The sequence below is a fragment of the Paracoccus albus genome (assembly GCF_027913035.1).
Taxonomy (GTDB): domain Bacteria; phylum Pseudomonadota; class Alphaproteobacteria; order Rhodobacterales; family Rhodobacteraceae; genus Paracoccus; species Paracoccus albus.
The window spans coordinates 176155-189346 of sequence record NZ_CP115775.1 but is presented as its reverse complement, the minus strand read 5'-3'; the positions used below and the strand labels follow the sequence as shown (position 1 = coordinate 189346).

Genomic DNA, 13192 nt, shown 5'->3' with positions numbered 1-13192 from the left:
TAAGAATGCTACGTATGCTGATCCTTTATACGGCGCTTGCCGCCGGTGCAAATGCAGCGCAGGGCGGCGAAATAGATCTGGACGCCGCCAAGTCAGGCGGGCTGGAACTGAGCGCCGGAGATCAAGAGCAGGTTTCGGACACGCCATTTACCGACCCGGATGGAAATGAGCACCGGCTGAGCGACTATGCCGGGCAGGCCCTGCTGGTGAACTTCTGGGCGACATGGTGCGCGCCCTGCCGCGAAGAAATGCCGGCGCTGAACACGCTGCAAAAGGAGCTTGGCGGGGACGATTTTCAGGTTCTGACGATCGCTTCTGGGCGTAACCCTCTGCCTGCAATAGAGAAATTCTTTGATGAATCTCGCATCGATTCGCTGCCAGTGCTGCTTGACCCGCGACAGAAACTCGCGCGGGAGTTCGGCGTCCTCGCCATGCCAGCGACGATTCTAATCGATTCAGAGGGCAAAGAAGTTGCTCGCCTGATGGGACCGGCCGAGTGGGACTCGGACGCAGCGCGTCAGGTCGTCAGCCAGATGAAAGCGCCCTGATCGGTTCGTGACAATGGCAGTCGGTCGTATGATCATTGACCATGCCAACCGCCTGCATGAAAGCATAGCAGATCACCGGACCGCAAAAATTGAAGCCTTTTTTCTTCAGGGCTTTCGACATTGCCGTTGATCTTTCGGTCGCCGCAGGAACCTGTGAAATTTCGCTCCACTCGTTCTGGATCGGCGCGCCGTCAACAAAACGCCACAGCCAGGGCGAGAACCCGTCAGACGACTCGATGTCCAGGAAAAGCTGGGCACCGCGCACGGTGCTCTGGATTTTACCACGGTGACGGATGATGCCGGGGTTCTGAAGGGCCAGTGCAATCTCACGTTCACCCCAGAGAGCGACTCTTTCAGGGTCGAAACCTTCGAACACCTCGCGAAATGCATCCCGCTTTCGCAGGATCGTGATCCAGCTTAACCCCGCCTGAAAGCCATCCAGCACGAGCTTTTCCCACAGCGAGCGTGAATCCCATTCAGGCACGCCCCATTCGGTATCATGATATTCGATATAGATTGGCTCGGTGCCGCACCAGCCACAGCGCGTTGTCATTGCATTAATCCTGAATTCAGAAACTGCTCGGGCTAAGCCAATTATTAGGACATCATCGCCATCATGTACGTGAACAGCAAGGGTTTGAAAATGATGGACGACGGTGGCGCACAAGAAGACTCGGTTGAGTCAGCTCTGGAGTTCGTGATTGAGCATAAAACCAGGCAAACCATGGCCATGGTCGACGATGCCATTTCTCTTGGGAACGCCGTTCTTGCTTACCAACCAATTGTGCAGGCGGATCGCCCTAGTCAGCTAGCCTTCCATGAGGGGCTGTTCCGCGTGGTCGACGACACTGGCCGTTTCATTCCGCTGCGCGACTTCATGCCCTGGGCAGAGGTGACCGAACTCGGTCGAAGAATCGATTGTCTGTCGCTTTCCCTTGGCCTTCAGTCGCTGCGTCAGGATAGCGGGCTACGTCTTTCCATAAATATGTCTGCGCGATCCATCGGCCACCCTGTCTGGATGGAGACCCTTCGCTACGGGCTGGCGCAGGATGAACATATTGCAGAGCGCCTTATTCTGGAGGTTACCGAAAGCTCCGCGATGGAGGCGCCGGAAGCGGTCGTTCCGTTCATGCGTGACCTTCAGAACCGCGGCGCTAGTTTTGCCTTGGATGACTTTGGGGCAGGCCACACGTCTTTCCGCTATCTCCGTGAGTTCAATTTCGACATGATAAAGATCGACGGCCAGTTCATACGACAGATTGCCGATCATCCCGATAATCAGATTCTCACTGGTGCATTGCAGGCTATCGCTCATCATTTCGACATGTTCACTGTAGCAGAATCTGTCGAAACCGCTGATGAGGCTGCATTTCTGATCGACATGGGCATTGATTGTCTGCAGGGATATTATTTCGGGGCTCCAACAATCACACCGCCCTGGAATAGTCCAAACAAAGCCGTCCGCTAGCCTTTTGAAAGCGCGCTTTATGCTCCTCCTCTGCACCGGTCGGTGATGTGAAACAGATCGCCGAAATTGGAATCCGCGTGGCGCTGCACACCGCTTTGCCGCGGGTATGCCGTGACAAGCGGTTGGTGACACATGTGCATCATAAGCAGAGCATATCTGGAAACTTCACAGGGACTTGTAAGCTCATGCTGGCTTGACGCTGCGTCTCAGTTAGGCATGGTTACGTTGAACACAGATTGCTTCACAGCAAGATTACCGGAGGGGAAAATCTCATGACCAACGCCGTTATTGTATCTGCCGCACGCACACCCGTGGGCAGCTTCCTCGGATCATTTGCAAACGTTCCCGCGCATGATCTCGGTGCCGCCGTTCTGGCAGAGGTTGTGAAACGCGCCGGTATTGACCCTGCAGAAGTCAGCGAAACGATCCTTGGTCAGGTATTGACGGCAGGTCAGGGGCAGAACCCCGGCCGACAGGCACACATCAATGCCGGTCTGCCGAAAGAATCGCCGGCTTGGCTGATCAATCAGGTCTGCGGTTCCGGGCTGCGTGCCGTGGCTCTGGCTGCGCAGCAGGTCATTCTGGGTGATGCGCAGGTCGTCCTTGCGGGCGGGCAGGAGTCGATGTCGCTTTCTTCGCACGCGGCTTTCCTGCGCAGCGGACAGAAAATGGGCGACATGAAAATGGTCGACACGATGATCAGGGACGGGCTCTGGGACGCGTTCAACAACTACCATATGGGCCAGACCGCAGAAAATGTGGCCGAAAAATGGGAGATCAGCCGCGACGCTCAGGATGAGTTCGCTGTTGCCAGCCAGAACAAGGCCGAAGCAGCCAAAAAAGCCGGAAAATTCAAGGACGAGATTGTTCCCTTCACGGTCAAGGGCCGTAAGGGCGACGTTGTGGTCGAAGATGACGAATATATTCGCGAAGGTGCGAATATCGAGGCGATGCAGAAGCTGCGCCCTGCATTCACAAAGGATGGATCGGTCACAGCCGGCAATGCGTCGGGGCTGAACGATGGTGCGGCGGCGGTCATGGTTATGACCGAAGAAGAGGCATCGCGTCGCGGACTGACCCCGCTGGCCCGGATTGCATCCTATGCGACTGCGGGCCTTGATCCGGCGATCATGGGTACGGGTCCGATCCCGGCCAGTCGCAAGGCACTTGAAAAGGCTGGCTGGAAAGTTGCCGATCTTGATCTGGTCGAAGCGAATGAGGCTTTTGCAGCCCAGGCTCTGGCCGTCAATAAAGACATGGGCTGGGACCCGTCGATCGTAAACGTGAACGGCGGTGCGATTGCCATCGGCCACCCAATCGGCGCATCGGGCGCACGCGTTCTGAACACGCTGCTGTTCGAAATGGCCCGGCGCGATGCGAAGAAGGGTCTTGCCACGCTGTGTATCGGCGGCGGGATGGGTGTTGCGCTCTGCGTGGAACGTTGACCGCCCGCCCTGCGCGCAATGATCTTGCGCGCAGGGCGCAATACAGGTAGCAATATTTTAACGGGTTCATTTGCGAAAAGGGGGGAACATGACCAAAACAGCTATTGTAACAGGGGGGTCGCGCGGGATCGGCGCAGCCATCTCCAAGGCCCTGAAAGAGGCCGGCTATAACGTCGCCGCAAGCTATGCTGGCAATGACGAAGCTGCAAAGACCTTCTCAGATGACACTGGCATCAAGACCTACAAATGGGACGTTGCCGACTACGACGCCTGCGCGAATGGCATCAAGCAGATCGAGGAAGAGCTTGGGCCGGTCGGCGTGCTGGTCAACAATGCCGGGATTACGCGTGATGCGATGTTCCACAAGATGACGCCCCAGCAATGGAAAGAGGTCATCGATACAAACCTGACGGGCCTGTTCAACATGACGCACGGCGTCTGGGGTGGAATGCGTGACCGGAAATTCGGTAGAATTGTCAATATCAGCTCGATCAATGGCCAAAAAGGCCAGGCCGGGCAGGCAAACTATTCTGCGGCGAAGGCTGGCGATATCGGCTTCACCCGTGCTCTGGCGCAGGAAGGTGCGCGGGCCGGGATAACGGTCAATGCGATCGCACCCGGCTATATCGGCACAGAAATGGTCCGCGCCATCGACGAAAAAGTCCTGAATGAGCGCATCATTCCGCAGATTCCCGTTGGACGTCTGGGCGAGCCGGAAGAGATTGCTCGTTGCGTCGTGTTCCTGGCATCGGAAGATTCCGGCTTTATCACCGGCTCGACGATCTCCGCAAACGGCGCGCAGTACTTCTCCTGACATTGCGGTAACCGAACAGAATGCCGGCCCTTTCTGCAGGGCCGGTTTTTTTCATTGCTCGACGGACAAAGCCCTGGTTAGACATGTTTGCGGCGGATCAATCGATGGCTTGCCGATATTCGTTGCTTTTGCAGTTCGCCATTTTGCGGCAAAGGCAATCTGCAAAAGAAAAGGCCCGCGCAAAACGCACGGGCCGGTCTGTCACTGATAAACTGTTCAGGCGTTAAGGCGCGTAATTTCTTCCTTCAGGCGCAGTTTTTCGCGCTTCAGCTCGGCAATCTCGAAATCGGAACTGCCTGGCGCGCGCTGCGCCTGCTCCACCGCCCTGGAGACCTTGTCATGCTTTTCACGGAGCTTCTCGATGTGAGCATCGACCGTCATCTTCATCCTCCTGTACGCTTATCGAACACCTTGATTGCAGCACAGAAGTTTGATTCTGTCACGATTAATCGGGGTGCGGCAGGATAAGGGCGGCACTATGCCGCAAAACCTGCTGCGCGGTGGTGCTGAGATCTTCACCATCTGCTTCATGCGTAGCATTTCCATGCATGATGAAGGGCGCCAACAAGCGCAGCTTTCCCTTAGAGCCTTTGCGCGCCTGAACAATCAGGCGCCCTGCCTCACGACCGTGGCGCGCAGCAATCGGCAGGATTGTGATATCCCCCGCGCGCGCTGTCAGAGTGGCAAGTATACCACCCAATCTCTCCGTCAGATGAATGATGGTGATCTTTCCGCCGACGCGCAAACGCCGAAGTCCCGCGTCAATCCATTCGTGCAATGGGGTTTGTTCGTGCCGAGGACCGGAACGGCTGTCATCTTTCGATCTGGTGCCAGAGGCGAAAAAGGGCGGATTCATGATTACCTGATCAAACGATGTTTCGCGCAGGTCCTGTGGCAAATCGACCAAATCCGCATTGATCACCCGCATCTCAATCTCGTTTCGCCTGGCATTGGCCGCAGCGAGCATAGCATAATCCGGGTCACGTTCGATCCCGACGAGTTCGACGTCAGGAACACGCGCAGCAACGCAAAGCGACGCCACCCCTGCCCCACAGCCCAGTTCAAGGACCTTATCGCCGGTGCTCGCCGGACATGCCGCCCCCAGCATCACTGCGTCGGCGCCGGCCCGATACCCGGCAACGGGCTGCTCAATCTGCAATCGCCCACCCAGAAACGCATCCACACGAGTTTCAGTCATTCAACCCATGCTCTCGCAGAATCGACGTGGCGATGAATAAATCCCGATCAGCCACCATCAGCCGTCTTGGCAGGATGCCTATGGAACCCTCCAGCACGCTCATGTGCTGATCGAGCGCATAGGTTTCAATGCCATCGGCGCGCAAAACGTCCTGTGCGCGCATTAACCGCACCGGATCTGTGGTTTTCAGCACTTCTTTCATGCCCGTAACGCTAGCGGGCGGTTGCGCGGCTGTCCATCGCGTGGCAATTGCAGTTACGAAAGGATTAACCATGGATGCAGCCGTCGCCGATAGCCCAATGGATCGCCTGTCTCGCGAACTCGAATCCGAGATGGCGGCGGTCAATGACCTGATCCGCGAACGCATGGCATCGCGCCACGCGCCACGCATACCCGAGGTCACAGCCCATCTGGTTGAGGCGGGCGGCAAGCGACTTCGCCCGATGCTGACCTTGGCGGCCGCCAAACTTTGCGGCTATCAGGGTCCCTATCACGTACACTTGGCTGCGACGGTAGAGTTTATTCATACCGCCACGCTTTTGCATGATGACGTGGTCGACGAAAGCGAGCAGCGAAGGGGAAGACCGACAGCCAACCTGTTATGGGACAACAAATCCAGCGTTCTGGTTGGCGACTACCTGCTGGCCCGCGCCTTTCAGTTGATGACTGAAACGGGCGTCATGCGGGTATTGGAAATCCTGTCTAATGCGTCTGCGACCATATCCGAAGGCGAGGTGTTACAACTCACCGCAGCACAGGATCTGGCGACGGATGAAGCGATCTATCTTCAGGTTGTTCGCGGCAAAACAGCGGCGCTTTTTTCTGCCGCGACAGAAGTCGGTGGCGTGATCGCCTCGGCACAGGAAAGCCAGGTCCGCGCATTGTTCGACTATGGCGATGCGCTTGGTATCGCTTTCCAGATTGCCGATGACCTGCTGGATTACGGCGGCACCTCGGCATCAATCGGAAAGAACACGGGTGACGATTTCCGGGAACGCAAGCTGACCCTGCCTGTCATTAAGGCGGTTGCACAGGCGGACAGCCAAGAGCGTGAGTTCTGGCGCCGCACGATTGAACAGGGCAATCAGGCCGATGGCGACCTCGAGCAGGCGATAGAGATCCTGTTGAAACGCGGCGCGCTTGATGCTGCGAGAGAGGATGCGTTTGCATGGGCGGCCCGTGCGCGCAATGCCCTGCCCTCATTGCCGGATCATGAGTTGAGGCCGATCCTCAGCGATCTTGCCGATTTCGTCGTCGCCCGAATTACCTGACACCCTTGGTCGCCAAACGAACAGAAATGGCGCCGCATATCACTGCGACGCCATTGATTTAATGTATCAGGGCCTGATCTGCGTTACTTCGCCTGAACGAAGTCAGGATAGGCTTCCATACCCATTTCGCTGACATCCAGGCCGGTGATTTCTGCCTCTTCGCTGACGCGGATACCCATCGTTGCATTCAGGATCATCCAAATAGCATAGCTGAGGACGAAGACGAATGCACCGATGGCGATGACGCCAAGCGCCTGAACACTATAGCTTGCATCGCCGTTAGAGGCCGGAACGATCAGCGTTCCCCAGATACCCGCACAGAGGTGAACCGGGATGGCGCCGACGACATCGTCAATCTTGAGCTTGTCAAGCAAGGGCACGACGACCACGGCGATGACACCACCGACCGCACCGATCAATAGCGATCCAAAGATCGAAGGCGCCAGCGGCTCTGCCGTGATGGCCACCAGACCGGCAAGCGCCCCATTGAGCACCATCGTCAGGTCGATCTTGCCGAACATCAGTTGGGTCGTGACAATCGCGGCGACGACACCTGCGGATGCCGCTGCATTTGTGTTCACGAAGATACGGCTGACATCGGCGGCATCATTCACACTGCCAAGCGCAAGCTGCGAACCGCCGTTGAAACCAAACCAGCCAAGCCACAGGATGAACGTACCCAGCGTGGCGAGCGCCAGATTAGAACCCGGCATCGGCTGCATCCGGCCATCCGCGCGATATTTCCCAAGGCGCGGACCAAGCACCACAGCCCCGGCCAGTGCAGCGAAGCCGCCAGCGGCATGAACAAGGGTTGAGCCTGCGAAGTCCGAGAAGCCTCGCTGATCCAGCCAGCCTTCGCCCCATTCCCATGATGCCTCGATGGGATAGATCAGGCCAGTCAGAATCACGGTGAAGATCATGAAGGGCCAAAGCTTGATGCGCTCGGCCAGCGTGCCAGAAACGATTGATGCGGTCGTCGCACAGAACATCAATTGGAAGAAAAAGTCCGAACCGGCCGAGTAGCCTGCGGCGGCATCGCCCGCACCAACCGGATCAATCGATTTGGGCGAGAATATCTGGCCGATGACATTCGGAATGGTCCATCCATCGCTGGGATACATCAAGTTATAGCCAATCAGCCAGAACATGATCCCCGCAATCGCAAACAGAGAGATGTTCTTGAAAAGCTGCGTGGTCACATTCTTGGACCGCACCAGGCCCGCCTCCAGCATGGCAAAGCCCGCTGCCATCCACATGACAAGGAAGCCACCGATCAGAAACAGCAGCGTGTTGAAAATGAAGGCGACGTCCGCGTTTACCGCAGGTGCCGCCTCGGCGGATGCCTCTTGGGCAGCGGCTGGAAGTGCGAAAAGCACAGCCACCATCGCAGTCGAGGGGATCTTTTTGAGCATGCGTTTACCTCTGTTCGGGCCAGTTCCGCCCGCAACAAAGCACCGGCGGCATCCCGCCCACGAGGCGACTGAACTGCCCGATCCTCAAGCAAACGGCGTGAAATTCAGCCTCGAAATCCTGAAGCGCCCGGATTACAGGCATGAATTCGCGCGATTGCCCATTCTGCGTGCAGGTCACATACAGGTCATTTGACTTCGCAACACCGATCTCGTCGTGTATGCTGTCGTCAATCAGGCTGGCAGAACCGGTCGCGCAGGAACACAGGCATATGGCAGAAACACCCCGGAAGCGCCGCCCAGTGGTGGCGGAACGGCGTTATTCAAACCCGACAAAACCCTCTGGCAAATCGCCAAAGGGCAAACGCGGTCGTCGCGCACCGGTACGTAGGGGCAATGCAATTACACGCGGCGTGACGGGTTTCTTCTCGCTGATCTGGAAGACGATTTTCAGAACCGTCTGGTTTTCGGTTCTTGCCGTCTTCCTGATCATCGGTCTGGCGACCTTCTTCTATTATTCCCAGCTTCCCGAAGCGTCTGCCCTGTTCGACGGTCGTGCCCGTGGCGGCGTGACCATGCTGGACCGCGAAGGCAAAGTCTTTGCATGGCGCGGCGAAACATTCGGCACCGTCACACCCGATCAGATCGCGCCATCGCTGCGCGACGCCGTTGTCGCGACGGAGGACAAGCGTTTCTACAGCCATCTGGGCATTGACCCGCGCGGTATCGCCAGTGCCATCAAGATCAACATGGCCGCAGGGCGTGGCCCACTTGAAGGCAATGGGGGCTCTACCATCACACAGCAGGTATCGAAGCTGCTGTGCCTCGGCGAATCCTTCGATCCCACCCGCTGGAAGGATGAAGCGGAGTATGAAGCCGAATGCCGAACTTCCAGCCTTTGGCGGAAGATCAAAGAGGTGCCATATTCCTTCGCCATGGAGCTTAAGTACTCCAAGGACGAGATTCTGAACATCTATATGAACCGTTCCTATCTCGGCGGCGGGGCGCGCGGTTTCGAGGCCGCGTCAGAGCGCTATTTCGGCAAACACGCGAATGAGGTGACGGTCGCCGAATCGGCGATGCTTGCCGGCTTGCTGAAAGCACCCAGCTATTTCGCACCGACCTCTGACATCCAGCGTGCGCAGGATCGCGCCAATGTGGTGCTGACCCTGATGCATGAACAAAGCCGCATTTCGGATGCCGAATTCGAGCAGGCAAAAGCCAATCCGGCTGTGCTTTCCCAGGCGGCACAGGCGCGGGCAGGCGGTTATTTTGCCGACTGGCTGATGGAATCGGGGCCGGGTTTCCTGACCACCGAAACCACCGAAGATGTGACCATCCTGACGACGTTCGATCAGAAGGTGCAGCAGGCAGCGGAACGGGCGCTGAAGCGCATCTTCGATGAGAAGGTCAAGGAAGGCTCCAAGGCAGAGGCTGCTGTCGTCGTGCTGTCTGCTGATGGCGCTGTGCGGGCCATGATCGGCGGCCGCGATACGATTGTTCAGGGCGTTTTCAACCGCGCCACACAGGCCAAAAGGCAGACAGGCTCTTCGTTCAAGCCGTTCGTTTACGCAGCCGCTCTGGATCAAGGGATGACGCCCGATAGCCTCGTGCACGACGGGCCGCTGACGATCCGTAACTGGTCGCCGCAGAACTACACCCGCCGCTATTATGGCGATGTGACGCTGACCCGCGCGCTGTCGCAGTCGCTGAACACCGCAACCATCCGCTTGCAGGAAAAGGCCGGACGCGATTCCGTGCTGCGCATCGCCGAGGAATTCGGCGTCGGCACCGATCTGCCCAATGTGCCTTCTCTTGGCCTTGGCGTCTTTGACTCGACCCTGCTGGAAATGACCGGCGCCTATGCCGGTATTCGCAACGGCGGGCGTGCCGTCCGGCCTTACGGCGTGGTTGAACTGCGTATCCGTGGCGAAGACAGCCCGATGATCGCCCAAACCGGCGGCATGGGTCAGCGGGTGGTTTCTCAGCAATCTGCCGGCAATCTGATCGCGATGATGCGGCAGGTGATACAGAACGGCACCGGTGGCCGCGCGAAACTCGGTGAGCGTGATGCCGCCGGCAAGACCGGGACGACCTCTTCTTATCGTGACGCTTGGTTCATCGGCTTTACCGACCAGTATGTCACCGGCGTCTGGATGGGTTACGACGACAACACACCGTTGACGGGTGTGACAGGCGGCGGGTTGCCTGCCGAAATCTGGCAGGCGGTCATGAACGACATCCATGAAGGTCTGCCGAACGAACCGCTGGGTCGCTTCGTGGGCGACGAGGGCTCTCGTATCGGCGATGGCGTTGCGCCGTCCGTTCGCGGTGACGATGCGCTTGCCGATGCCCTCAGCGCGGCGCTGAGCAATATGGCTGGTGACAGCCCCGGCGCGCCAGCCGGTCAGCCGATCGTGCAAGGTTCGGGCGAACCGCTTGCCGACGCGCTGAGCGCAGCACTTGGTCAGGCCAGCACGGCAGCGCAGCAAACGACCAGCCAGCCGGGCAACGCTGCACCGGAGCAACAGATCAATGTCAGTTCCCCCAACCCATCCAGGGGCGTCACCAACGCGCCGGAGAACCCCGACAGCGATCCTTTGAGCGATGCGTTGCGAGGGATCGAGGGCCTCAACTGAACTCACTGAAAACCAAAAGGGCGCGCCGTTGGGACGCGCCCTTTTCTTTTTTCTTGCGGATGACTAACGCTCAGCCAGCCTGTTGAAGTGCCGCCGTCAGCGCCGCGACATCGCCACCATTGGCGGAAAGCAGCGCCGCAATCTCGGCACGCTCAGACGCCAGCATGTTCACGCCTTCAATGATGATGTTGAAATACTTGCTCTGCCCCGATTTGTCGGACACATGCCACTCCACCGTCATCGGCGCGCGGCCATTGAGCCTGGCGACAGAAGTGACGGCATAGAATGATTTGACCTGCCGAGCGCCGGTCACCTCGATCTGAGAGCCTATGAACTCACGGAAACGGGCACCATATTTGCGACCGATATAGCCTTGAAACGCTTGCTTGTAGGCCGCGAATTGCTGCGCGCTCAACTGGCGCGCGGTCGGGCCAAGCGCAGAGCGGGCGATGACATCCACATCGGCGTAGCGGGCAAAGATGGCCTCGAAGTCCTTGTACATCTGCGCGGGCTGCTTGCCGGAGTTGATCACGGCGTAGACTTCGTTCAGCGATTTCCGGACAAGCGCGCTCGCCTGATCGGTGGTCAGCGCCCAGGCAGGCATCGCCACGAATGCCGCGCCTGCGCCCAGCAGGCCAAGGAAGCCGCGACGGCTGCTATTCATCGTAAGGGTCTTCATAGGGGTCATAGGCCTCGCCTTCCATCCCGAGTTCGTATCTGCGGTGCTGAAGATACAGCAATCGCGTTTGAGCATAGCTGTCCGCACTCTCATGCAAAATCGAGTCGATAGTATCCCCAAATCGTGCGCGGTCACCTGCTTTTGAACCCAGTCGCACGACCGTCGCGACCTTTGCCTCACGCTCTCCGATCATGTGATCGAGCGGATCGATGACAAAATCCACAACCCTGCCCGCGGCATCGCGTTCAGTCGACGGGCCGATCAGGGGAAGCTCCAGATAGGCGCCTTCCGGAACACCCCAGACATGCAGCGTTTCACCGAAGTCGGTATCAACCTCTGTCAGGCCGAACTCATTCCCGGCCGGATCATGGATACCGCCCATGCCCAGTGTCGTGTTGACGATAAACCGACCGGCATTCTGCGCCGCCCGCTGGGGCCGGCCCTGCAGCAAGCCATTTACCACCTTCCCGGGCAGTGAAAGGTTGCTGCCGACATTGGACACGACCGTCATCGGCCCCTCGGACGTGTCGTTTTCACCGCCGCGCAGAGGTGATGTCAGCGGCTTCACAACATTGTTGTCCAGCCCCTTGTTAAATGCATGGACACGGCGGTTCGCGCCCTCATACGGATCGTTAACCTCTCCGTCAGTCGCAGTTGAACACGCAGCCAGCGTCAGGGCAACCAACATACATGCTGGCGATAACGATCTTGCAAGCATTTCTTTGCGAACCTCAGAGTTGGCGATGTGTCGGTTCCAGTTGTCGACACTTGTTGGACGCGCAATAGAGCTTGCGGCGTGCTCAAACAAGCCGGATGGTTAAACGTTTCTGTGTGCAAAGATCAAATGACTGCCATGGTAAAGGGATCAACGGATCTTCGGATAGCGCACGATTGCCCGCAACCCCAGGGCCGCACCTTTATTCCCGGCCTGGGTCATACGCTACGGACCCGGATTGACCTCACCCAGAAACGTCAGAAAGTCCGCCCAGCTTTTCTGATCAGCCTCTTCGCGATACCGATCAGAGCCGAAGACCGTGAAGGCATGTGGCGCACCCGCGTAAACCTCGGCTTCATAGGGCGTCCCGGCTTCCTCGAGTTCGGTCAGGAAGTTCGCGAAAGTCGCCATGTCGGGGTTCTCATCCGCGCCGCCATGATAGACCCGGATCGGCGCCTTAGCCGCGCTGTAATCCTGTCCTTCCGGTGTTTCCAGACCGCCGTGGAAAGTCGCATATCCTGACACGCCATCTGGCTGCATCCGCGCCAATTCCAATGCAGCAGCACCGCCAAAGCAATAACCCGCCACGACCGGCGTTGCGACATCGTTGCTGGCGGCAGCTTCCAGACCCGCAGTCATTAATGTCCGCATCATCTCCCTGTCGGAATACAGCTTCTCGGTCTCGGCACGGTTCGCCTCGGGCGAATCGGGCCTGACGCCCTTGCCGTAAAGATCAATCGCAAAGGCGTTATAGCCCTGTTCGGCCAGCATATCGGCGCGCTGCTTTTCATAATCCGTCAGCCCGTCCCAGTCGTGTATGATGACGACCGATCCCCTTGGGCTATCCGCCTTGGCAACGTAGCCTTCGAACTCGCGATCATCCGAAGTGTATTCGACGACCTCGCCTGCGAATGCAGGCGTTGAGGCCAGAACGACAATTGCCGTCAAAGCATGTTTCATCCCGCTTCTCCCATTGTCTCCACAAAGGCCAACGGAAAAACAGGCT

At 58.1% G+C, this 13192-nt stretch carries 14 protein-coding genes; 6 read left to right on the top strand and 8 right to left on the bottom strand.

Annotated elements, in window-relative coordinates; genetic code table 11:
• The first annotated feature begins 5 nt into the window (after positions 1-5).
• Entirely contained in the window at positions 6-548 is a 543-nt protein-coding gene (locus PAF20_RS00960) for a TlpA disulfide reductase family protein (protein WP_271071897.1), read from the top strand.
• Here PAF20_RS00960 and PAF20_RS00955 read toward each other — a convergent pair.
• A complete protein-coding gene (locus PAF20_RS00955) occupies positions 526-1101 on the bottom strand; it encodes a DNA-3-methyladenine glycosylase I (protein ID WP_271071896.1) in 576 nt (191 codons plus the stop codon). The two genes, PAF20_RS00960 and PAF20_RS00955, sit on opposite strands and share 23 nt — an antisense overlap.
• 90 nt (positions 1102-1191) lie before the next feature.
• Between PAF20_RS00955 and PAF20_RS00950 the strand changes: the two genes are divergently transcribed.
• The 3 genes from PAF20_RS00950 (at position 1192) to phbB (ending at position 4275) form a co-directional block, all read left to right on the top strand.
• Positions 1192-2016 (top strand): EAL domain-containing protein, encoded by an 825-nt coding sequence (locus PAF20_RS00950; RefSeq protein WP_271071895.1) that lies wholly within the window; start codon positions 1192-1194, stop codon positions 2014-2016.
• Positions 2017-2288: 272 nt separating this feature from the next.
• Positions 2289-3461 carry an acetyl-CoA C-acetyltransferase gene (locus PAF20_RS00945; protein ID WP_271071894.1) on the top strand — a complete coding sequence of 391 codons (1173 nt, stop codon included), beginning with the start codon at positions 2289-2291 and terminating at the stop codon, positions 3459-3461.
• An 88-nt stretch (positions 3462-3549) separates the two neighbouring features.
• Positions 3550-4275 (top strand): acetoacetyl-CoA reductase, encoded by a 726-nt coding sequence (gene phbB, locus PAF20_RS00940; protein WP_271071893.1) that lies wholly within the window; start codon positions 3550-3552, stop codon positions 4273-4275.
• 216 nt (positions 4276-4491) lie between these two features.
• Here the strand turns inward: phbB and PAF20_RS00935 are convergent, their stop codons facing one another.
• The 3 genes from PAF20_RS00935 to PAF20_RS00925 form a co-directional block, all read right to left on the bottom strand.
• Positions 4492-4656 carry a YdcH family protein gene (locus tag PAF20_RS00935; RefSeq protein WP_271071892.1) on the bottom strand — a complete coding sequence of 55 codons (165 nt, stop codon included), beginning with the start codon at positions 4654-4656 and terminating at the stop codon, positions 4492-4494.
• Positions 4657-4720: 64 nt separating this feature from the next.
• A complete protein-coding gene (locus PAF20_RS00930) occupies positions 4721-5473 on the bottom strand; it encodes a tRNA1(Val) (adenine(37)-N6)-methyltransferase (RefSeq protein WP_271071891.1) in 753 nt (250 codons plus the stop codon).
• Positions 5466-5675: a putative signal transducing protein gene (locus PAF20_RS00925; RefSeq protein WP_271071890.1), complete on the bottom strand. Its 210-nt coding sequence runs from the start codon at positions 5673-5675 to the stop codon at positions 5466-5468. Before PAF20_RS00925 ends, PAF20_RS00930 begins: the two co-directional genes overlap by 8 nt.
• 70 nt (positions 5676-5745) lie before the next feature.
• Between PAF20_RS00925 and PAF20_RS00920 the strand changes: the two genes are divergently transcribed.
• On the top strand, positions 5746-6744 hold the full coding sequence (locus PAF20_RS00920; RefSeq protein ID WP_271071889.1) for a polyprenyl synthetase family protein: 999 nt from the start codon (positions 5746-5748) through the stop codon (positions 6742-6744).
• 83 nt (positions 6745-6827) lie between these two features.
• Here the strand turns inward: PAF20_RS00920 and amt are convergent, their stop codons facing one another.
• Complete coding sequence (amt, locus tag PAF20_RS00915) at positions 6828-8156, bottom strand: ammonium transporter (protein WP_271071888.1); 1329 nt, start codon at positions 8154-8156, stop codon at positions 6828-6830.
• A 269-nt stretch (positions 8157-8425) separates the two neighbouring features.
• Here amt and PAF20_RS00910 point away from each other — a divergent pair, with 269 nt between their 5' ends.
• A complete protein-coding gene (locus tag PAF20_RS00910) occupies positions 8426-10792 on the top strand; it encodes a transglycosylase domain-containing protein (protein WP_271071887.1) in 2367 nt (788 codons plus the stop codon).
• 70 nt (positions 10793-10862) lie between these two features.
• On the opposite strand, the gene PAF20_RS00905 is transcribed toward PAF20_RS00910, so the two are convergent.
• The 3 genes from PAF20_RS00905 to PAF20_RS00895 all read right to left on the bottom strand — a co-directional run bounded on the left by PAF20_RS00905 (position 10863) and on the right by PAF20_RS00895 (position 13146).
• Positions 10863-11456: an MlaC/ttg2D family ABC transporter substrate-binding protein gene (locus PAF20_RS00905; RefSeq protein ID WP_271071886.1), complete on the bottom strand. Its 594-nt coding sequence runs from the start codon at positions 11454-11456 to the stop codon at positions 10863-10865.
• On the bottom strand, positions 11449-12159 hold the full coding sequence (locus PAF20_RS00900; RefSeq protein WP_271071885.1) for an MlaA family lipoprotein: 711 nt from the start codon (positions 12157-12159) through the stop codon (positions 11449-11451). Before PAF20_RS00900 ends, PAF20_RS00905 begins: the two co-directional genes overlap by 8 nt.
• A gap of 252 nt (positions 12160-12411) precedes the next feature.
• Positions 12412-13146, bottom strand: a complete 735-nt coding sequence (locus PAF20_RS00895) for a dienelactone hydrolase family protein (protein ID WP_271071884.1) — start codon at positions 13144-13146, stop codon at positions 12412-12414.
• Positions 13147-13192 lie beyond the last annotated feature (46 nt).